Consider the following 22,425-nt stretch of genomic DNA (forward strand, 5'->3'; position numbering starts at 1 on the left):
AAAATTAGCAAGATTATTCTTTACCATCTTTAATAGGCACAAAAAGACATTCATCTAAAACTTCTTTACTAATCTCGCCATCTTTTTTTGTAAATTTAGTGATAAATTGTTGATTTCCTATGAGTAAAGGAGCTACTAAAATTCCATTGTTTTCAAGTTGATCAAACAATACATTTGGAATATGCTCTATATAAGCTGAGAGTAAAATTCTATCATAAGGTGCATAATTTTTCCAACCATTTTGTCCATCATCAAATTTTACATGGATATTAGCATAGTTTAGTTTTTTAAATTTTTCTATAGCGCTAATTGCAAGTTTTTCAATGCGCTCTATGGTAAAAACTCTTCTAATAAGTTTGCTTAAAATCGCAGCTTGATACCCGCTACCACAACCTATTTCTAAAACACTATCAGCATCTTTAAAATCAAGTGCCATAGTCATTTTAGCTACGGTTAAAGGTGAGCTTATCCATTGATTACCCATTAAAGGAAGTGCATCAAGTCTATAAGCATGCATTTTTAAAGGTGAAAAAATTTCTCTTGGAGTGGAACAAAAAGCTTCAAATAATTCTTCATTGATGAAAGTATTTTTGCGAATTTCTTCTGCCATAGTTTGACATTGTTTTTGTTCAAATATATGAATCAATAAGCACCCCTTGATAAAAAGTGTTATTTTATCTTAAATTTTATTTATCTAGCTTTAAAATCCTTAAGGCGTAAAAACGCCTTAAGATTAATCAAGTGTATAAAGGATGTTTGATCCATCTTGATAAGATAAGATGTGCATTTTGCCATCTTTAAAGAATAAACTTCTTGCATTAGTTATATTTTCTGGATAAGAAATAGTTTTTACAACTTCTTCTTTGTCTAGATCAATTACAGCAATAACATTATGTTTTTTACTTAATGCATAAATTTTACCATCTTTAAATGCCATTGAAGTTACATAAAGATCACCTAGTGTTTTCCCTTCCTTTAGATCAGCTTTAGGAGTAAATTCAGCTGAAAGAACTCTATCTGCTAAAGAAATTTTAGAAATTACAAAAGTTTTAGTGTCTTTATTGTTTGGAACAGTTGCTGTATACATATATTTTCCATCAGTAGTTGTGCTTAGTATGTGATGGAATTTAGCTCTAACTGTATCAATTCTACCACGACCAAGATCTTTGCCTTGACCTTCGAAATTATTTGCCCCTTTCATAAAGTCAGCATATTGTAAAGCCTCATTTGCATTAGGATTTTGAGCAAATCTTAAGAAAGTTTTATTAGAACCCATTAAGATGTATTTATTGTCTAGATAAGGGATAATTCCTATGATAGGGTTGATTGTAGCTGAAAAATATGGATCTAAAACAAAATCAACTTTAGTGCTAAAATTATTATCTAGGAAAAATACTTCCCATTTTGAACTTGCAACATATTCCCCATTGATATAATCAAGTGTATTGATAGCTTTAGGAAAATCAATTTTTGTTTCATTTGTTATTTTTAGATTTTCATCAATACTTGCAAATGGAGCATTGCTAATATTATTATCAAATTGAATACCTAGTTTTTCACTAGCAGGCGCAAAAGCAAAGTCAGGTTCTTTAACATCGCGTTTTCCTAAAAAAGAAATGCTTTTCCAGCTTTTGCTCCAACCTGAATCATCCCAAATGATGTATTTTGGATTTAAACTAAAACGAACTGGATCGCCTTGTCCGCTATATGGGATAGGACCAGTACTTACAAAAGCTTGGAATACATTTGAAGCTACAATAAAAGCAACAATAACCATAGCAGCTAGATTAAATTTAGTTAATTTTCTAAAGCTAGCTCCTTCCATTTCTTTTTCAAAAGAACCAAATTTTGGAGCAAAGGCAAAAATAACACCAAGTAGTAAAACTACAGCCCAAAATACCACTTCAGCCCAAAAATAAGTATGTAAACCAAAAATAGGTAAACCAAAACCTTGATCAAGATCACGGTGTGCATGGCCGCTTATATGATTAAATGATTGCCATAAACCAAAAGCTGTTGCGATTAAAAGGAAAGCTAAAAATTTACCTTTCATACCATAACGTACAACAAATAAAGCCGCTACGCCGATGAAAATCATTGATTCTCTTTGACCCCAGCAAGAAGTACAAGGGCTATCACCTAGCATATAGCCAAAGATTAAATTTGCAATTCCAACAGGTAATAAAATAACCAAAAAGCCTGCTAAGCACATTAAAAAATAAAAGAATTTAGTTTTGTTAATATCACACATATTTGCCACCTTATAGATTCATTAGGCCTAAGATTGCGCCTGATTTACGACCTAAATAGTCAAATACCATAATAGCCCATGAAATTACAAGTATAGAAAAAGCTAATTTTTCTTTTTCTGGTTTAACTATCATGAGGACTATGGCGATAAAGATTAACAAAAGTTCTAAAAACTCCATCATTTCCCCTTTAAAATAAAATAAAAACCGCCGATTTTACTATATTAGAATAAATAAAAATAAAATATTAAACTGAAAAAGAGATTTGATTTAAAAAGTATAAAAAAATGAGTAGTTTTGAGACTTAGAAGTCATCAAAACTTAAGCTTCCTTTGGAGTAATTTGTAACCTTGCTTTCAAAGAAATTACTCTTTTGATCATTAAATTTAGAAAAATCATCTACCCATTTAATAGGATGTTTTGCATTATAGATTTTATCAAGATTAATTGCAATTAGTCTTTGATCAACAAGATAATGAATATATTCTTCTATAATATCATCTGTAAAGCCCATGATTTGATTTTGAGTGATGTATTTACCCCATTTAATTTCAAGTTCACCTGCTTTTTTAAACATATCATAGATTTTATTTACATTGGTATCATTAAATAAATCAGGTCTTTCTTTGCGCACAGAATTAATCATATTTTGAAATAATAGCAAATGTGTAATCTCATCTCTTTGTATAAAGCGTATCATTTGTGCTGATCCTAGCATTTTCCCTGCGCGCGCTAAAGCATAAATAGCAGTAAAACCACTATAAAAATACACTCCTTCTAAGATTTGATTTGCTACCATTGCAAGTAAGAGTTTGTTATCATCTACTTCGCCAGCTAATTCTTCATAAATGCTTGAAATGAAATCATTTTTTTCTCTTAAAGTTTCATCATGTTTTTCCATTTCGTAAATTAAGTCTGTATTTTCACAGATTGCTTCAACCATTACTGCATAAGATTTTGAGTGATTTGCTTCTTCATAAGCTTGTCTTGCTAAAACTGCATTGATTTCAGGCGCTGTGATGTAAGGATTGATATTATCAGCAAGATTGTTTGTTTGAAAACTATCCATTGAGATAAGTTGAGACCAAACTAAATCATACATTCTTTTTTCTGCTACGGTTAGATTACAGCGATAATCAAGTGCATCTTTGGTTGTATCTACTTCTTTTGGAAACCAAGTATTTGCCTCCATTAAATCCCAAAGCTTTAAAGCCCAAGTGTATTTTGCTTTAGTAAAATTTAAAATCCCATGAGGATTACCATTAAATACTTTTCTATCATTTAAAGTTTCATTTGATTTTGGATTATAAATTCTTTTTCTATTCATTTTTCTACCTTTGTGACAATAACACTTTGGCTTAAAATATCATGCAAAGCCAAAGTATCTTTTCTTAAAAAACTTACCAAAAACCCAATCAATAAACCAAAACTTACGATAAAAATTATATAGCGTAAGAGTATTCTAAAAAAATTAAGTTTTTGGCCATTTTTAAGATCAATTAAATATAAATCATAAGCTTTAAGTCCAGGACTTTGAGCTTTTTTTGCTAAAAATAAGGCCTGTATAAGCCCAAAAAGCAAAGAGCATAAAAAAATTATAAGTTGATTGTTTAAAAAGGCTTCTTTAGAGCCAAGTGTAAAATAAAATAAATATAAAACAGGCACATAAAGCAAAAATAGATCAATCAAAAAAGCTTTAAATCTTAAAAAGCGAGTAGCTATTTTTGCTTTAGTTTTCATTAGTTTCCACGACTACCAGGTTTGATAGCTTTGGTGCCTTTTTCACAAAGTGGACAAGCATTTGCTTCATAAATATCAAATTCGAAATTTCCTAGTGCAAAAAGTGGTAAATTTGCAGGCAGTTTTGCATTTTCTTTTCTAGGGTTGTTTAAATTTTTTACCGCACAAAAACCACGATTTGCTAAAGCTGCAAAGCCTACTACTTCCCCACCTAAGCTTTCGATGATTTTTGCACTCTCAAGTGCAGAACCACCTGTTGTAATAATATCTTCACAAACGATAAATTTTTCGCCTTTTTTTACTTCAAAACCACGTCTAAGACTCATCACTCCTTCTACGCGCTCAGTGAAAATAAAGCGTTTATTGCAAGCTCTAGCAAGCTCATAACCTGCTAAAATTCCACCCAAGGCAGGAGAACAAATGCTATCAAATTCGATGTTAAAACTAGCAATAACTTTTGCAAGCTCTTCACAAAGCTCACCTGCTAGTTTTGGATTTTCTAAAACTTTAGCACTTTGAAGGTAAAACTCAGAGTGTTTCCCTGAGCTAAGCAAGAAATGTCCTTGTAGGTATGCTCCACAATCTTTATAAATTTGTTCTAAGTTCATTATCAAACCTTTAAAAGTTCTGCTTCTTTATTTTTAACTAATTCATCTACTTTTGCTGTGTAATTATCAGTTTGTTTTTGAACCTCATCATAAGCTTTTTTGGCTTCATCTTCTGAAATTGCTTTATCTTTTTCTAGTTTTTTAACTGCATCATTTGCGTCTTTTCTAATGTTTCTAATGGCTACTTTAGCCTTTTCTCCCATAGCTTTGGCATTTTTAGCATTTTCTTCTCTTTGTTCTCTTGTCATAGGTGGAAAGAATAATTTCACACTTTCACCATCATTGTTTGGATTTACTCCTATATTTGCTGCAGCTATGGCACTTTCTATAGCTTTTAGCATTGATTTTTCCCAAGGAGTAATGCTTATGGTTGAAGCATCGGTTGCTAAAACTGTTGCTACTTGATTAAGTGGGGTTGCACTACCATAATAATCAACATGAATATGATCAAGTATGTTGATATTTACTTTACCAGTTCTTATAGTGGTAAAATCTTTTTTTAAGGCCTCTAAACTTTTATCTGATTGTTGTTTTTGCTTGGTATAAATTTCATTTAGCATGGTTTATCCTTTTTATTTGCTAGTGTTACTTTCGCTAATTGGGGCACTTGGTGCAACTGGAATGTTAGTTGTATTTGTCTCAGGCGCTTTTGGTAAAATTTGTTCTGCTTTTTCAGCAAGTGAGTTAGAGTTAGCATTATTATACATATAGCTAAGGGCAATTGTATTAGCAATAAGTAAAACACCCATTACAAAAGTAAATTTAGCCAAAAATCCCGCAGGACCTTTTGCTCCAAATAAACTTTCATTACTTCCACTATAAGCTCCAAGTCCTATGCTTGAACTTTTTTGTAATAAAACTGCAATACAAATAATTACAACAATTGCAAATTGCAAAATAATTAAAAGAGTAGTCATGAATTTTCCTTATTGAAAATAAAATGAGTATTTTAACTTAAAAAGTTTGATAAAAACTTGAAAGAGGTAAAGAAAATTTGCGAGAAATAATCTCGCAAATTTTTATCTGCTATTAAAGCTTCTTAAAATATTAAGAAGAGAGATGAAAAGGTTGATAAAATCAAGATAAAGTGCAACCGCACCTTCGATTGGTGTTTCATAGTTTCCTCTAATGATGTTTTGAGTATCATAAAGGATGTAAAAAGAAAATAAAATCGCACCAATACCAGAAATAGCTAAGCTTACAAGTGAGCTTTGGAAAAATAGATTAATTAAAGAAGCTACTACGATAACGATTAAAGCTATAAAAAGCATTTTTCCCATCATAGTAAAATCTCTTTTTGTATTCATAGCAAATACACTTAAAGCACCAAAAGCTACTGTTGTTAAAGCAAAAGCTTGAGCGATGATGCTAGCCCCTGCAGGAAGTGCTAAAACTGAATATAAAAGTGGTGTTAAAGTAAGCCCTGAAACAAAAGTAAAGGCAAAAAGTAAAATTAAATTAAGCGGAGCTTCTCTTTTTTTCCATTGTAATGCAAACAATAAACCAATTTCAACAACAAATAAAATCCAAAAAGTTGCTTGAGATTGTGCAAATAAATGCGCTAGAGCAAAAATTCCTATGTAAGCGCCCGCTGTTGCAGCTAATAATGAAGCAGCAAAAAGCTGATAAGTTTGTTTTATAAAAATGCTTAAATCACTTCTAGCATAACCTTCAAATTCTTGAGTTTTAGAGTTAGAATAATCTCTATCATAAAGACTCATTAAAATCCTCCAATAATTTTTAAAACCAAAATTTACAAAAAAAAGATAAATGAAAGATTAAAACTACATAAAAATATAACAAAAAATAAATTTATTGATTTGGTTTAAGTAAAAATAATTTTAGTATAATGTCTTGTTAAAATACAAAAAAGGACTATTCTTGAAAGACTTGATCGATGGTGCTTTAAAATTTATGCAAGAAGATTTTAAAGAGCATGCAGAGCTTTTTGAAAGTTTAAAAAACAAGCAAAATCCTCATACGCTTTTTATAGGTTGTGCTGATTCAAGAGTGATACCAAACTTAATCACTAATACAGGTCCAGGCGAGCTTTTTGTTGTAAGAAATATAGGCAATATCGTTCCACCTTATAGAGTCGGGGATGATTTTTTAGCAACTACTTCAGCTATTGAATATGCTTTTAATTCTTTACATATAAAAAATATTATAGTTTGCGGTCATAGTAATTGCGGAGGCTGCGCGGCTTTATATGCAAACGAAAATGATTTAAAAAATATGCCTAATGTCAAAAAATGGCTTACTTTGCTTGAGCCTATAAAAAATAAGGTTTTAAAGATTGCAGGTAGTGATTTAGCTATGCGTTCTTGGATGACTGAAAAAATGAATTTGGTAAATTCTTTGCAAAATTTATTAACTTATCCAGGCGTTGAAGAAGCTTTAAATAAAAAAGAAATTGAACTCCATGCTTGGTATTACATCATAGAAACGGGTGAAATTTATGAGTATGATTTTAATTTTGAAAATTTTGTTTTAATTCAAGAGAGAGCGAGAAAACCATGAAAAAGATTTTTAGTATTATTTTGCTTTTTTTGTTTGTTAATGCTTTATATGCACAAGAAAAAAACGCTTTAGAGGATAAAAATAGTATTTTTGCCCTAGTACAAAATTACATAGAGCTAAATTTACTTTTAGAAAGCTTTAAAAATAGCGATACAAATAGCAGTGAATTTCAAGATAATATTAAAGAAATAGAAAAACAAAAAGCTGCAATTTTAACTACTTTACCTTTAAAAATGGTATCTCAAAAAATTGATGATAAAGAGGCAAAAGACTTTTTACAAACTAAAAATGCTTTGCAAAAAAGTGTTGAAAATGCTCAAGCTAAGAAAAGATATTATGATTATGTGGATAATAAAATTAAACTTTTAAATTTAACCTCTGCAGAACATTTTTACCTATGTATCTTTGAATTAGAAAAAGTTTTTATCGAAGGAGCACAAAGTCAGACTATAAGAAGCATTATTGATAAAAGTATTGATGTGCTTAAAGAAGATATGGTTTTTAATTTTACCTTAGATAAAGAAAAAATTAATGATATTGCTCAGCTTAGAACCTTAGAAATCAATGAAAATAATTTAAGAAATGCTATAAAATCTTATAATGAAATTTTAGTTTATCTAAGAAACAATGCTAGTTTGCTTGAAACTAATTTTTTATTTACAGGTTTAGGCTTGCAAAATGCAATTAATTATATTAATGAACAAACTTCTATTAGTAGCGTAAATCTTGGAAAAATAGTTATTTCTATCGCTGTAATTGTCTTTTTTTATTCTTTGAAGTTTTATCTAGCGAAGATTTTATATTTTATACTCATACGTTTGTTTGGAAAAAATTCAGCTAATATGGAGATAAAAACTCATTTTCTAGAAAAACTTCAAGGGCCAGTGGGTTGGTTTTTATTTGCTTATGCTATAGGAATTTGTTTTACTATTTTTTACTATCCTGCACCTGTTGATATAAGAATTAGCAATATTTTATCTATTGCTTATGTTATTTTAACTGCTTGGCTTGTGATAAATATCTTTGATAGTTATGGCATGGTGATTGTTGCAAAGCTTGCTGAAAAAAGTGGTAAGCGTGAAGTGGTTAATTTGATCATTAAAATTTTATATTTTATCATTATAGTAATAGCTGTTTTATTTGTTTTAGCGCATTTAGGATTTAATATTTCAGCATTAATTGCGTCTTTAGGTATTGGTGGTTTGGCGGTGGCATTAGCAGCTAAGGATATTATCGCAAATTTCTTTGCTTCTGTGCTTTTGCTTTTTGATAATAGTTTTAATCAAGGCGATTGGGTGGAAATTTCAGGTATAGAAGGAACCATAGTAGAAATTGGACTTAGAAAAACCACTATTAGAACTTTTGATAATTCTTTAGTATTTTTACCAAACTCAACCATCATGGGAACAAATATAAAAAATTGGAGCAAAAGAAAAATAGGACGCCATGTAAAATTATTTATCGGTGTCACTTATGATGCAAGACCTGAGCAACTTGAACAATGTGTAGAAGATATAAGATATTTATTAGCTACTAGTCCTTTGATAGCCCAAGTTGATGATAGTGCGTTAAATCATGGCGGAACACGCGCTAGATACAGACAAAATTTAGTTTCAGTAAATGACTTAGAAGGGTATAAAAATAACACTTATGTGGCTGTGAGTGGTTTTGGCGCAAGTTCTATTGATATAGAAGTGTATTTTTATACCAAAGCAGTAGATGCAGGTGGTTTTAGAGAGGCAAGACAAAGTATTTTGCTTGAGTTAATGAAAATTGTTGAAAGAAATAAACTCAGCTTTGCTTTTCCTTCGCAAAGTCTTTATATAGAAAAAATCAATAAAGAAGACAAAGAAGAGCTATTATCTTAATAAGCTCGTCTTTGATCATCGCATTCAACTATAATTTTTTCAGCGATGATAATACTTCCATTTTTACTGCCTTTAATTTTAACAAGGCTTCCTTTTTTTAAATCTTGTACATTAGCTTGTTTTTTATTGCTTCCAAAAATTCCACAACCATAAACATCAATACGTGTTTGGGGTAAAATTGTGATGATTAAATTATTATCAAAACTTGTTTGAATGCTTATTGTGTGAGCGGTGGTATTTTTTAAGATGCCTTGAACTTTATAAGCAAATGCAAAAGTGCTAATGCAAACTAGTATAAGAAAAAAACGCATTAAAATAACTCCTTTTTAGGAGTTATTTTGCTTAATAAGCTCTTTTTTTGCATTCGATTTTGATTTCTTTAGCAGTTATATTTTGAACTTGATTTGGTGTTTGTGGATTTGGTGTTGTTTGAGCATAGCCATGGAAAACTTCAGCTTCTATAAAAGTTCCTACTTTTAAATCTCTAAAAGTGCCGTATTTATCCATACCAAAAATACCACAATCATCCATATCAATTTCAGTATTTGGTAGAATTTTTACATTCATTTTTTGACCGTAAGTGGTGTCAATTAAAATAGTTTTTGCACCATCATTTACATCTACTATCACTCCATAAATTCCATCTGCATAAGCAAGACTTGAAAGACCTAAAACTGTTAATAATGTAGCGATTTTCTTTTTCATTTTTTCTCCTTTATTTTTTATGCAAGAATTATATAATTTTTTGAGTGAAGCAAGAGTGAATTTAGATATAATTTAAAAAATTTACTAAAACGAGGTATTTATGAGAGGGTTTTTACATTGTTTTTTTGCATTTTTGCTTGCAAGTTTATTGTTTGCTTGTTCTAAAAATGAAGATAAAAGCTCTGCTATAAGAGCTTATGGTTTTAATGAAAACACGCAAAGTATTTTTATAGAGTTTAATACTAATATTATTAATCAAGAAATAGGCATTATAAAAGAAAGAGAAATTATTGTTAATAATCAAAAGACAAAAGTAAAATATGAGCTTGAAACACCCACAAGATTAAATATTTTTACAGCTTTAAAAGCAAATCAAGCATATGATATTTTTATAGATTTAAATGATATTTTAGCAAATGAAAAAGTGCAATTAAAAGTCCAAACTCCTTTTGAAAAACTAGATATTAAAGGATATTTTCAAAATATTTCAAATGATGAGAGTGTATTGCTTTTAAATATTCAAAGTTTTTATACTCTTAATAAAGATGAATTGTTAAAAGCTATTAAAATTACTGCACAAGAAAAAGAAATTCAAATAGATAAAATCATCATCCAAGGTGATATAGCAAGTATATATTCTAAAGCACTAAGTATCAAAAATACTAATACTAATGTAAAAGTAGTTTTTGATAAAGAAATTTTAGGTTTAGAGAAAAATATAGATTTAGAGTATATTTTGCTTGCAAAGAGCGAATTTGTTTTTCAAAATGCAAATATAGTTAATAAAAACATAGAATTGCTTTTTTCTCAAAATATTTCACAAGATCAGAATTTAAAAGAATTGATTTTTATTACCCCAGAAGTAGATTTTAAGGCATTAGCTTTTGGAAATAAAATCAAGCTTACAGGTAATTTTTCCCCAAATAAAACTTATGAAATTCAACTTGCTCAAGGGATTAAAAGCGCTGATGGAATTAGCACAAAAGAAAATTACAAAACTCAAGTAAGTTTAAAAGACTATGAGCCTGCTATAAGTTTTACAAATCAAGGAGTGTTTTTATCTAGCAAGGCGAGTAAAAAAATAGCTTTTAAGAGTATGAATATTAAAAAGGTTCGTTTGGAAGTTTATCAAGTATTTTCAAATAACTTAAGTGAATATTTAAGATATAAAAATCTTCAAGGTGCTAAAAATTTAAGCGATTATGATAGTGATATTTTTTCAGAGAGTGATTATACTAGTGAAATAGTGTTAAAAAAAGACTTTGATATAAAAAATACCAAAAATCAATGGCAAGAAAATGAGATAGTGTTAGATGGTTTAAAAGATTTAAGCGGTGTGTTTATAGTCAAGCTTTATTTTAAAGAAGAAGATGTTGATTATGTTTTTGATGAGGGAATGGAGAGTTGGAAAAAATATAGATTTTTTAACCAAAAAGCAAAAGTAAGCAAGAACTTAATTTTTTCAGATATAGCTTTGATTGCTCAAAATTTAAATAAAAAGCTTTTTGTAGATGTGAGAGATTTTACCACGCAAAAGGCTTTAGGTGGGGTTAAGGTTGATGTTATTAGCAAAAGCAACCAAGTTTTAGCTTCTAAAATGAGTGATGATAATGGTTTGGCTGTTTTTGATGATATTGATGAATCAAAAGCTTTATTTATCATTGCTTCAAAAGATAAACAAGCTTCTATCTTGCGCTTGAGTTCACCTTTATTATATGATGGTTTTGATGTTGATGGTTTTGATTTAACTTCTCAAAATAAAGTATTTATTTACACAGAAAGAGGGGTTTATAGACCAGGTGATGATATCCATTTAACTATGGTTGCAAGAAATGATAAAGGAGTTGTTAATCATCCTATATTTTTAAGTTTTTTTGACCCACGCAATAAAAAGCTTTTGGATAAAATCAAGCTTGAACCTTTAAGTAATGGAACTTTTTATAAAAAGATTTCACTCGATCAACAAGCTTTAAGTGGAGTGTATTTAGCTAGAGTAGAATTTGCAAATATGGTTTTTGATAAAGAAATTTTAGTGCAAAATATAGTGCCAAATCGTATAAAAGTATCCATGCAAGCTCCAAAAAGTATAAAAGAAAATGAAAAATTAGATTTTAATATTAGCTCAAAATATCTTTTTGGAACACCAGCAAGTAATTTACAATATCAAGCTGATTTATTTGTAAGTAAAAAAGAATATAAAAATTTAAAATACCCAGAATATATTTTTTCAAATCCTAGTGTTTTAGTACAAAAATATCAAGATAATTTAAAAGGTATGTTAGATGAAAATGGCTTTACAAAGCAAGAATTTATTTTAAATGACTTTTTAAAAAATACCCCATATAATTTAGAAGCTAGCATAAGGGCTAGGGTTTTTGAAAAAGGTTCAAGATCGGTTGAAGCACTTGTAAATTCACAAGTAATATTGCATGAGTATTTTGTAGGTATTAAGCGTTTAAAAAATCACTATTTAAGCTCAGGTTCTATTATCAATTTTGAAGCCATTGTAAGTGATTTAGATGAGAATTTGATAGCAAATAGGGAAATTAAATATACTATTTATGCAAATGATTATTCTTGGTGGTGGGATTATGATAATTATGATGATTTTTTAAAATCACTCAAAAAAGATAAAAACACACAAATCATTACTCAAGGAAGTATTTTAAGTAAGGATAAACCGGTTAAAATAGAATTTGATCCAAAAGAATATCATGGTGAAATGTTCATAGAACTTGAAGATGTACAAAGTAAAACAAGCACAGGAGAGTTTTTTTATATTAGTAGTTTTGGTGCGCCAAGTAATGCTGATATAGTGAGTTCTTTAAAAATAAAAAGTGATAAAAAAGAATACAAGCCAAATGAAACAGCTTTTATAGAATTTGAAAGTGTTAAGGGTGCAAAAGCCATTGTTACTTTAAATGATAATGCAAAGGTTTTAAAACGTTTTGTGATAGATACGCATGAAGATATTACAAAGGTTGAAATTCCTATTCTTAAAGAATATATGCCAAATGTTTATGTGAGCGTGATTTTACTTCAAGATTATGATCAATATACCAATGATAGAGCCTTAAGACTTTTTGGTGTGGTGCCTTTAAATGTAGTAGATGAGCAAAGTAAAATTGAACTTGATTTAAAAGTACCGGATAAAATCATGCCAAAACAAGATTTTGAAGTAGAAATTCAAAGTAAAAACAAGCAAAGTTATACTTATACTGTAGCTATTGTAGATGAGGGCTTGCTTGATGTGAATGCTTTTAAAACCCCAGATATTTGGGAATATTTTTATCAAAAAATTCGCTTTAATATGAGCATATATGATACCTATGATAAAATCATTGCTAAAAATATTTCTAATGCTTCTAAGGTATTAACTACGGGTGGTGATGTTTTCTTAGAAAGTAGAGCAAATAAAAGCAAAAATGATGAAAAAGCAAGACGCTTTAAACCTGTTGTGTTGTTTCAAGAGCCAGCACAAAGTGATGAAAATGGTTATGCAAAATTAAAATTTAATATACCATCATACTTAGGTTCGGTTAGAGTTATGGTAGTGGCAAACAACTTAGCAGGTTTTGGTAGTGCTTCTAAAGATATCCAAGTTAGCGCACCTGCTGTAATGCTTGAAACTTTGCCAAGGGCTTTAAGGCTTGATGATGAGTTTAAGTTTTTGGTGCAAGTATTTAAAGTAGATGATGTAAAAAATGCAAAACTTAAACTAAAAACAAAAAATTCACTCATAAATTTTGAAAAAGATGAAATTTTAATTGACTTTGGTAATGAAAAAAGCAAAGATATTTATGTTAATGCAAAAGTAAATTCAAACAAGCTTGGAGTAGAAGAAATAGAGTTAAGTTTAAATGCAAAAGATTACACCTATACTCAAAATACGCAAATTGATATAAAAGCGCTAAATACCATTACTTATGAGGGTAAATCTTTTAAAATTCCTGCAAATACTTCTATGGAGTTTAAAATCACACAAGATTATATTAATCCAGTGGCGTTTTTAAGTGTGAGTTCTAAGCCTATTTTAAATATAAATCATAGATTAAAATACCTGCAAAATTATCCTTATGGATGTATAGAGCAAAGCACTTCAGCAGTTTTACCACAACTTTTTTTACAAAAACTTGATCAAGGGGCAAATGAGCAAAAAAATATTAACAATATTAATGCATTGTTAAGCAAATACGCAAATTTCCAAACTGCTAATGGCGGCTTTGCTTATTGGCAAGGACTTAAAGATTCTGATGCTTGGGGAAGTAATTATGCGGGTATGTTTATGATTTTGGCTAAAGAAAGAGGCTATTATGTGAGTGAGGGTATGTTTAAAGCATGGCTTGATTATCAAAAACGCTATGTTTTAAAAGCTCAAACAAATAAAGAAATAAGAATAAATTCTTTATATCTTTTAGCCTTAGCTAAAGAGCCAAATTTAAGCATAATGAATGCCATTTATGAAGATAATGCTTATTTACAAAGCTTAAACAATACAAGTCTTTGGCAACTTAGTGCAGCTTATAAATTAGCAGGTTTTGATGAGGTAGCTTTAAATATAGCTAAAAATTTAAGCACAAAGCCTGATGAAAAAGCTAATTATACTCACACCTATGGATCTTTTCTAAGAGATGAAGCTATTATTGCAAATGCGTATAAAATAATCTATGGTAAAGATAATGATGAATTGTTAGATGATATTAAAAAAACTTTAGAAAGCCAAGCTTGGCTTAGCACTCAAAGCACAGGTTATGCTTTATATGCTTTGGCAAATAGTTTTAGTGATGAAAACTCTAAAACTATCAATGCAAGAGTAAAAATTAATGGCGAGGATAAAAAGCTCAATACAACTTTTTCTAAATTTGAGTTTAATCAAGGCAGCGCTTTGATAGAAGCTAAAGAAGATACTTATGTACATTTTGGAGTAGAGGGTATTAAAAAAGGTATTGCCGAGCCTTTTGCGCAGCGTATGTATATAGAAAGAAGTTTTTATGATGAAAATGGAAATGAAATAGATGAAAGTGTTATAAAAAGTTCTCAAATTTTTTATATGAAATTAAAAATATCAAATAAAAATTATCCAGGCGCTTCTAATATAGCTTTAACTCAAATTTTACCAAGTGGATGGGAGATAGTGCATGATCTTTTAGATGATGAAACTCCTGATTTTGTGAAAAATTCTTATTATGACTTTGTCGATATAAGAGATGATAAAATCATGTATTTCTTTCCTTTATATTCTGATGAATCAAGAGAATTTTTTGTGAAATTAAGTGCTGTTACTCCAGGTGTTTATACTTTGAGTGGAGCTTATGCTGAAGCAATGTATGATAATGCTTATAAAGCTTTAAGTGAGAGTAAAAGAGTCAAAGTAGTGCAGTGAAAATCAAAATAAGCCTTGCGATATGCTTTTTAAGCCTATGTTTTTACATAGGCTTAGTTTATTTTAGTTTTGATAGCAAGGATTTATTTAAAGGCACTTATAGCAAGGTTTTACTTGATAAAAACAAAGAAATTCTTAGTGTATTTTTAGATGCTAATGAACAATGGCACTTAGAGAGTGGTTTTATACCACAAAAATTAAAAAGTGCAGTTATTTTATATGAAGATAAAAATTTTTATTCTCATTATGGAGTAGATTTTTTAGCACTTATAAGAGCTTTTAAAAATAATCTTTTTTCAAGTAAAAGAAGTGGTGCAAGTACAATTTCTATGCAAACAATCAAGCTTCTAGAGCAAAATAAACGTACATATTTTAATAAATTTAATGAAATCATCAAAGCTTTTGCTTTAGAAAGTTCTTATGAAAAAGATGAAATTCTAAAGCTTTATTTAAACAACGCCCCGTATGGAGGAAATTTAGTAGGTGTTGCAAGTGCGGGTTTGTTTTATTTTGAAAAAGATTTAAAAGATCTTACTTGGAGTGAAGCAGCCTTGCTTGCTGTGCTTCCTAATAATCCAGGTTTGATTAATCTTGAAAAAAACAAAGATAAACTTTTAAAAAAACGCAATGCTTTGCTTGATAGGCTTTTTGAAAAGGGATATTTTTCTAAAGATATTTTAACTCTTGCAAAGGCTGAAAAACTTCCTAGTTTTAAAACAAGGAAAAACTTGGCTCCGCATTTAGCGCGTAGACTTTTAACTGATAAAGAAAAAATTGTTTCTAGTATAGATAAAAAAATTCAAATCAAATTTGAAGAAAAAGCCAAAGAATATTCTTATAAATTAGAACAAAAGGGTATAAAAAATTTAGCCATATTATTAGCAGATACCAAAACAAATAAAGTTTTAGCTTATGTAGGTTCTAATGATTTTTATGATTTTGCAAGTTTTGGTCAAGTTGATGGAGTGATAGCAAAGCGTAGTGTGGGCTCAACCTTAAAACCTTTACTTTTTGCTTTTGCCATAGATGAGGGGCTTATGGTACCTGAATCTTTAATGCTTGATGTGCCTACATTTTTTTCTAATTTTGCCCCACAAAATGCAAATAAAAAATATCATGGTTTTGTTAGTGCAAAAGAATCTTTACAAAAATCACTTAACATTCCTTTTGTAAGCTTGCTTGCAGAATATGGGTATGAGAAGTTTTTTTATAAACTCAAAGATATTTTAGATTTTGAAGATGAAAATTTTAAAAAATACGGACTTTCTTTGATTTTAGGCACAAAAGAATTGAGTTTAGAAGATATGGTAAAAATTTATCTAGGGCTTGGAAATTATGGAAATTTTAAAGAACTTTTATATGAAGAAAATGCATTTACTAAAGAAGATAAAAAGCTTATTAGTGATGGAGCAAGCTTTTTAACCTTACAAACCTTAGAGGATTTAGATAGAGCAGGTTTAAGACAATATGATTTTAATACCATCATTTCTTGGAAAACAGGCACAAGTTATGGGAGAAAAGATGCTTGGGCTATAGGAACTTCTCCAAAATACACTTTAGGAGTATGGGTTGGAAATTTTAATGGTGAAGCAAATGCAAATTTATATGGTGTGAGTATAGCAGGAGAACTGTTTTTTGAGCTTTTAGCTTTACTTGAGGGAGTTAATTTAGAATTTGAAAAACCTAGTGATTTGGTTACTATCAAAATTGAAAATCAAACAGGGTATAGATATGATTATAAATTTGATTTTAAAGAGGTACTTTACCCACAAAGTGCAAATGTTTTAAGGACTTCGCCATTTTTAAAAGAAGTTTTTATGTATAAAAACAAAGAAGTTGATTCTTTAGATGAAAATTTCATCCATGCAAAGAAAAAGATTATATTAAATTTACCTTCTAATGCACAAGCGTTTTTTGCAAAAGAAAGGCAAAATTTGCAAAATTATAATAAAAATTTAAAAATTATTTATCCATTAAATAATCTTAATATCATTTTACCAAAAGATTTAAAAGGTTCACAAAAATTATTAATAAAGCTTACAAATCCTAGAAAAGAAAAGCTTTTTTGGTATTTAAATCAAGAGCTAATTTTCGAAAGTAAGGAAGAATCTTTGGCCTTAAATTTAAAAAAAGGTAAATATACTCTTAATATTATTAGTGAAAATGGACAAAGTGATTTTGTAACTTTTAATATATTTTAAATATAAATAGTAAAAAATACTAACTAAAAATCCATTATCCCCCCCCCCTATTTTATAGTATTTTAAGCGATAAAAAATAAAAGTAATTATAATTCTTATAAAATAAATAAAAATAAAATAATTTTTTATATTTTTTTAATAAAAATTATTTATAATAACAAGAATATTTTACCACTTAATATCTAAGGAGAGAAAATGCGAAATTGGAGTCTTGGTGCAAAAATTGTCTTCGTGGCAATTATTACTGTTATTTTAATTTTGAGTGCTTTGTCTTTGCTTATTATTAACAGATCTACTGCTATTTTAAACACGCAGATAGAAAATACACTTACAGCTTCTGTACATCGCTATGGAAATCAAGCTGAAGCAAGTATCAAGTCTTTATTTGTAAGTGCTATTGGTACTCAAAGAACATTAAACAATCTTATTTCAGAAGGTGCTATAAACCCAAAAAGGATAGAAAATATTCTAGGGGAGGCTATTGATGCAAACCGTGATGTGGCTTATGGTTATTATTATTTGCAAGATGGTTCTGTATATAAAAATTTAGGCGTTGATACAAAATACTTTACAAATAATAATGAATTTATGATTTTGATGAAAGATAATGACGCAAATAATGCTGGCGGTATGCAAACTATAGCAGCAAGTGAAGAAATAGCTTCAACACAAGCTATTAAAAATTTAATGGGTGGTGATAAGCTTTATTTTGGTGAACCAAGATGGTACAACATCCAAGGTAATAAATTTTTAGGACTTAATGTAGCTGCACCTATTGTAAATAAAGAAGGCAAGGCAATAGGTGTTGTTGGTATGCTTTATGATCTTAAACCTATTGCAGATTTTTTAAATGATCCATCAAGATCAATTTATCAAGGAGCAAGAAGGATTTTAATAGCAAGCAATGGTGTCATAGCTACACATCCAAATGCAGATTTTGTAACTAAGAAAATTACGGATGTTAATAAAAATGCAGCTCATGTGATAGAAGCTCAAAAAACTATCCACGCAGAAGCTATTGATTATATAGCAGATGATGGTAGTGAATATCATGGAGCTATAAGGGTGTTTGAAGTGTGGCCAAATACTGGAATTCATTGGGCTATGTTGGCTGTTGTGCCTAATGAATCTGTGTATGCACCAATCGTAGATCTTAGAAATATCATCTTGGTAAGTTCTGTTATAGCGGTTATTTTTATCGTGATTGCAATCAGTATTTCTGTAAAAAGAATTGTTTCTGTTAGAGTACAAAGACTTCAAAGTCATTTAATGAAATTTTTTAGATACCTAAATCATGAGGTTGCAACAGTAGAAGTTTTAAAACCTAGATATAATGATGAAATAGGCAAAATGGCTGGTGTGATTAATGATAATGTCCAGTATATTCAAACTTGCTTGGAAAAAGATGACATTACTGTGCAAAATATTTTAGAAGTTTCTTGTGAAATAGAAAAAGGATATTTCACTCAAAGAATAGAGGCAAATCCTGTAAATCCAAAACTTGTAGAATTAAAAGAAGTATTAAACAAAATGCTTGAGGATATGGAATTAAAAATAGGTAGGGATTTAAATGAAATAGAAAGAGTTTTTGCAAGTTTTAAAAATCTTGATTTTTCCGATAAGCTTGAAAATGCAGAAGGTGAGATAGAAAAATCACTTAATGCAGTAGGCGCAGAGATTAGAAAAATGCTTCAAGCTTCATTAAGTCAAGGTGAAATGCTTCAAACTAAAGCTGATGCTTTAAAAGAGAGTGTTTTAAAACTTAATGATGGTGCGCAAAAACAAGCCGATTCTTTACAAGAAAGTGCCGCTGCAGTTGAAGAGATGAGTGCTTCTATGAATGCAGTAGCAGCAAGAACTGAAGAGGTTATTAAACAAAGTAGTGATATTAAAGATGTAACCGATGTTATTAGAGATATTGCTGATCAAATTAACCTACTTGCATTAAATGCAGCTATTGAAGCAGCACGTGCTGGTGAACATGGACGTGGCTTTGCTGTTGTTGCAGATGAAGTTAGAAATCTAGCAGAAAGAACTCAAAAGTCTTTAGGTGAAATAGAAGCTAATACTAATATCTTAGTTCAATCTATTAATGAAATGGGTGAGAGTATTAAAGAGCAAGCTTTAGGAATTTCACAAATTAATCAATCTGTTTCAGTAATTGATGGTTTAACTAAAGAAAACTCACAAATTGCTCATGCGACTAATTCTGTAGCTAATGAAGTTGATTCTATGTCAGCTGATATTGTAGCAGAGGTTAGAAGAAAGAAATTCTAAAAAACTACCCTTTAAAGGGTAGTTTAATTTATAAAATATTCTTGAATTTTATTTTTATCTTCAAAAGCCATGCTTTGGAAAATTTTATCTTTAAAGCCTATTTTGTATTTTGTATTATTTTGAGTTTTAGCATAAGTTAGTGCTATGCTTAGAGCAAGTTCAAGATCTTGTGGATTGATGTTTTCATCCACCAAAGAATAAGCACCTATTAAATCAAAAAGTCTTAATTCTTCGTATTTTTGAGTTTTTAATTCTTTTAAAAATTGATTTTCTAGCTCATTTCTACCTACTATCATTTTAGAGCCATTTGGAAGTCTTAAGTGGCGTCCGTATTTTAAAAGTTGAGCGTCATTAACTTGCATATCTTTATCAAATTTAATGAAATCTTTGATTTTATTAGAAAAGCTCTCAAGTGTAAGCAAACATCCACCGCCTGGACTTTCAAAATCTTCAAAACCAAATTTGGCAGCTAGTTCAAGTTGTCTTTTTCTGCTTCTTCCACTTATGTTTTCTAACTTTTCTCTATCAACCCAACCTTCACGCTCAGGTTTGGTTAAAGGTAAATTTTTAGCACACATTGGACGCAAGATTAAATCTTCTTCATCAAGTGCTAGTTTTTTAACCTTGGCCATAGCATCATTTCTTTGGCTCATTGGGCGTTGACCAACTACTTCTCCTGTGATGATAAAACTTGCATTTTCATCTTTTAACATTGAAAGAGCAGTTTTAAACATAAAAGCATGACAATCTATACAAGGATTAAAATGCTTTCCATATCCATATTGAGGGTTAAATAAAACTTCTTGCAAATATGCATTTCTTACATCTATCATTTCAAAACTAGCCCCTGCCATAGCAGCGCGTTTTGCCATGAGTTCGCTTTTATCGCTTGTGCCACCAAAGCCTATGTTTATATTTAAAGCTTTTACTTCTATATCTTGAGAGCTTATGAGTTTTATAGCAAGCATAGAATCAAGCCCGCCGCTAAAAAGTGCTAATGCTTTCATTTTTTCCTTTCGAAATTTTTGGCATATTGTAATGAATATTTTTTAATTTTTGCGCAAGTTTTTATTTAAAAAACTTCTTCTTCAAAGTTATAATGAATTGCTTTTTTATCTTTGATGTTTTTTTGTAGTCTATTTAAAAATAATTCCAAACTTTCCTCATCATCTAAAAAATGCACGCTTTTTAAAACTTCTATCAAGTGATTAAAAAAAACTTCATCATTTTGATAGCTTTTTTTGATTTTTTCTAAATTTTGATTGAGTAAATTATAAATTTGTTTTTTAAAGGCTTGTTTTAAATTTAAACTTTTTAATTTATTAAAATATGCAAGGTTGATCTTACAAATAGCATATAAAAATTCTTCTAAATTGCTTAAATTTTTGATATTTTCAAATTCATAAAGCTCTCTTATACTAGGATTTTCAAAGTTTTTTTGCTCTAAAATAGCTTTAGTAATGTCTTGGTGTAAAAAATATTCTTTTGTACTTAAAAGCTTAAAAAGCCCTATGGTTTCATTATTTTCATATAAAAATTTCAAAAGCTCTAACTCGCTTATATTGTTGATTTTACTTTGTTTTATAGGATTAATGAAGCTTATTTTTCTTGTATTTTTAGAAAGTTTAATATCATTAATATTTACACCCAAAAGATTTGCTACTAAAGTAGTGTAAGAATTTGCTATTAAAGGTTCAAGGTTAAAAGTGTATTTTTGCACCTCTTCTAAAGCCTTTTGTTTGCTAAGTGCTGAGTTTAAATCACAACTTGCAATCAAGCTTCTTATATAAAATTCTCCAAGCTCTATGCCTTTTTCTAAAATATTAAAAAGTAATTTTTCTTGATGGCTTGCTACAAGTTCAGCCGGATCTTTTCCACCTTCTATTAAGACTACTTTTCCATCAATTTTCGCTAAACTTAGCAAATATGCCGAACGCACAGCTGCATTAAGTCCTGCATTGTCATTGTCAAAACATAAAATTACCCTTGCTTCTAATCTTTTTATTAAAGGTATGTGATTTTCACCCAAAGCTGTTCCCAAAACCGCTACAGCATTTTTAAATCCTGTTTTATGAAAGGCTATAGCATCCATATAGCCCTCACAAATTATCATTTCTTTTTGTTTATAAATGGCATCTTTTGCTAAATTGAGTGCATAAAAAACGCGTGATTTATCAAAAAGTTTGCTTTGGGGAGAATTAACGTATTTTGCCATATTTGTTTCATCTAAAGTTCTACCACCAAAGCCTATAAGCAAATTTTTATGATCATAAATGCTAAAAGTAATGCGGTTGATAAAACTTGCATAAGCACCATTTTCATTTTGTTTTATCGCACCTACCTCTAAAGCTTCTTCTTGAGTGATTTGCTCATTTTGTAGCAGTCTTAGTGTTTCATTGGAACTTGGCGCAAAGCCTAGTTCAAAGGTTCTAATATCCTCATCATTTAAGCCTCTTTTATAAAGATAAGCTAAAGCTTCTTTGTTTTTAGCTAGGTTTTGTTTATAAAAAGCATTAAGAGTAGGCAAGATATGAATGATGGATTTTTTATTATCTTGTTTTTGCGAGGTATAAGTAAGTGAAAAATTACTCCATGAAGCAACTTTTTCCACCGCTTCAACAAAGTTTAATTTCTCATAATCCATTACAAATTTAAAAACATTACCCCCAGCCTTGCATGCAAAACAATGATAAAATCCTTTAATAGAATTAATATGCATACTAGGATTTTTATCATCATGAAAAGGACAAACGCAAACATAGCTTGAGCCTTGTTTTTTTACTTCAACATAATGAGCTATGATATCAACAATATCTGTTTTTTGTAAAAGTTGTTCTATACTTGCTTGTTCTATCATCTTTAAACCTTAAAGAA

The 22,425-nt window shown here is 29.6% G+C and carries 17 protein-coding genes and 2 pseudogenes; 6 read left to right on the plus strand and 13 right to left on the minus strand.

Annotation, left to right across the window (positions count from 1 at the left end; translation table 11 throughout):
* Nucleotides 1-13 precede the first annotated feature (13 nt).
* From L8X24_RS06040 to L8X24_RS06080, 9 genes are all read right to left on the minus strand, one after another.
* Entirely contained in the window at nt 14-643 is a 630-nt protein-coding gene (locus L8X24_RS06040) for a protein-L-isoaspartate(D-aspartate) O-methyltransferase (protein ID WP_263664091.1), read from the minus strand.
* A gap of 90 nt (nt 644-733) precedes the next feature.
* Complete coding sequence (locus L8X24_RS06045; protein WP_263664042.1) at nt 734-2,251, minus strand: disulfide bond formation protein B; 1,518 nt, start codon at nt 2,249-2,251, stop codon at nt 734-736.
* Nucleotides 2,252-2,261: 10 nt separating this feature from the next.
* Complete coding sequence (locus L8X24_RS06050) at nt 2,262-2,429, minus strand: hypothetical protein (protein WP_039619427.1); 168 nt, start codon at nt 2,427-2,429, stop codon at nt 2,262-2,264.
* A gap of 124 nt (nt 2,430-2,553) precedes the next feature.
* Nucleotides 2,554-3,576: a ribonucleotide-diphosphate reductase subunit beta gene (locus L8X24_RS06055; protein ID WP_263664043.1), complete on the minus strand. Its 1,023-nt coding sequence runs from the start codon at nt 3,574-3,576 to the stop codon at nt 2,554-2,556.
* The gene (locus tag L8X24_RS06060) at nt 3,573-3,989 is read right to left on the minus strand and encodes an RDD family protein (protein ID WP_263664044.1); all 417 of its coding nucleotides are present in this window, start codon (nt 3,987-3,989) and stop codon (nt 3,573-3,575) included. The genes L8X24_RS06055 and L8X24_RS06060 overlap by 4 nt, the downstream gene beginning before the upstream one ends.
* On the minus strand, nt 3,989-4,597 hold the full coding sequence (gene pyrE / locus L8X24_RS06065) for an orotate phosphoribosyltransferase (RefSeq protein ID WP_263664045.1): 609 nt from the start codon (nt 4,595-4,597) through the stop codon (nt 3,989-3,991). Before pyrE ends, L8X24_RS06060 begins: the two co-directional genes overlap by 1 nt.
* Before the next feature lie 2 nt (nt 4,598-4,599).
* A complete protein-coding gene (gene frr, locus L8X24_RS06070; protein ID WP_039668941.1) occupies nt 4,600-5,157 on the minus strand; it encodes a ribosome recycling factor in 558 nt (185 codons plus the stop codon).
* Between the two features lie 12 nt (nt 5,158-5,169).
* The gene (gene secG / locus L8X24_RS06075) at nt 5,170-5,514 is read right to left on the minus strand and encodes a preprotein translocase subunit SecG (RefSeq protein WP_012662194.1); all 345 of its coding nucleotides are present in this window, start codon (nt 5,512-5,514) and stop codon (nt 5,170-5,172) included.
* Between the two features lie 102 nt (nt 5,515-5,616).
* Nucleotides 5,617-6,318 carry a Bax inhibitor-1/YccA family protein gene (locus L8X24_RS06080; protein WP_263664046.1) on the minus strand — a complete coding sequence of 234 codons (702 nt, stop codon included), beginning with the start codon at nt 6,316-6,318 and terminating at the stop codon, nt 5,617-5,619.
* Between the two features lie 160 nt (nt 6,319-6,478).
* On the opposite strand from L8X24_RS06080, the gene L8X24_RS06085 reads away from it, so the two are divergent.
* Both L8X24_RS06085 and L8X24_RS06090 read left to right on the plus strand, forming a co-directional pair.
* The gene (locus L8X24_RS06085) at nt 6,479-7,117 is read left to right on the plus strand and encodes a carbonic anhydrase (RefSeq protein ID WP_263664047.1); all 639 of its coding nucleotides are present in this window, start codon (nt 6,479-6,481) and stop codon (nt 7,115-7,117) included.
* Nucleotides 7,114-8,985 carry a mechanosensitive ion channel family protein gene (locus tag L8X24_RS06090; protein ID WP_263664048.1) on the plus strand — a complete coding sequence of 624 codons (1,872 nt, stop codon included), beginning with the start codon at nt 7,114-7,116 and terminating at the stop codon, nt 8,983-8,985. The genes L8X24_RS06085 and L8X24_RS06090 overlap by 4 nt, the downstream gene beginning before the upstream one ends.
* On the opposite strand, the gene L8X24_RS06095 is transcribed toward L8X24_RS06090, so the two are convergent.
* Together L8X24_RS06095 and L8X24_RS06100 are read right to left on the minus strand one after the other, a co-directional pair.
* Nucleotides 8,982-9,296 carry a hypothetical protein gene (locus tag L8X24_RS06095; RefSeq protein ID WP_263664049.1) on the minus strand — a complete coding sequence of 105 codons (315 nt, stop codon included), beginning with the start codon at nt 9,294-9,296 and terminating at the stop codon, nt 8,982-8,984. The genes L8X24_RS06090 and L8X24_RS06095 overlap by 4 nt on opposite strands.
* Nucleotides 9,297-9,327: 31 nt before the next feature.
* The gene (locus tag L8X24_RS06100; protein WP_263664050.1) at nt 9,328-9,690 is read right to left on the minus strand and encodes a hypothetical protein; all 363 of its coding nucleotides are present in this window, start codon (nt 9,688-9,690) and stop codon (nt 9,328-9,330) included.
* A gap of 100 nt (nt 9,691-9,790) precedes the next feature.
* Here L8X24_RS06100 and L8X24_RS06105 point away from each other — a divergent pair, with 100 nt between their 5' ends.
* The 4 genes and pseudogenes from L8X24_RS06105 to L8X24_RS08010 form a co-directional block, all read left to right on the plus strand.
* Nucleotides 9,791-15,073: an MG2 domain-containing protein gene (locus tag L8X24_RS06105; protein ID WP_263664051.1), complete on the plus strand. Its 5,283-nt coding sequence runs from the start codon at nt 9,791-9,793 to the stop codon at nt 15,071-15,073.
* Complete coding sequence (gene pbpC / locus L8X24_RS06110; RefSeq protein ID WP_263664052.1) at nt 15,070-17,274, plus strand: penicillin-binding protein 1C; 2,205 nt, start codon at nt 15,070-15,072, stop codon at nt 17,272-17,274. The genes L8X24_RS06105 and pbpC overlap by 4 nt, the downstream gene beginning before the upstream one ends.
* 195 nt (nt 17,275-17,469) lie before the next feature.
* Nucleotides 17,470-18,102: pseudogene (locus L8X24_RS08005) on the plus strand (hypothetical protein); the annotation flags it as partial.
* 1,068 nt (nt 18,103-19,170) lie between these two features.
* Nucleotides 19,171-19,551: pseudogene (locus L8X24_RS08010) on the plus strand (methyl-accepting chemotaxis protein); the annotation flags it as partial.
* Between the two features lie 23 nt (nt 19,552-19,574).
* Here L8X24_RS08010 and L8X24_RS06120 read toward each other — a convergent pair.
* A complete protein-coding gene (locus tag L8X24_RS06120; protein WP_263664056.1) occupies nt 19,575-20,558 on the minus strand; it encodes an ATP-binding protein in 984 nt (327 codons plus the stop codon).
* 65 nt (nt 20,559-20,623) lie between these two features.
* Entirely contained in the window at nt 20,624-22,408 is a 1,785-nt protein-coding gene (gene dnaG, locus L8X24_RS06125; protein ID WP_318529563.1) for a DNA primase, read from the minus strand.
* Between the last annotated feature and the right edge of the window lie 17 nt (nt 22,409-22,425).

It is taken from the genome of Campylobacter sp. CNRCH_2015_0814 (genome assembly GCF_025772765.1).
Taxonomy (GTDB): Bacteria; Campylobacterota; Campylobacteria; order Campylobacterales; family Campylobacteraceae; genus Campylobacter_D.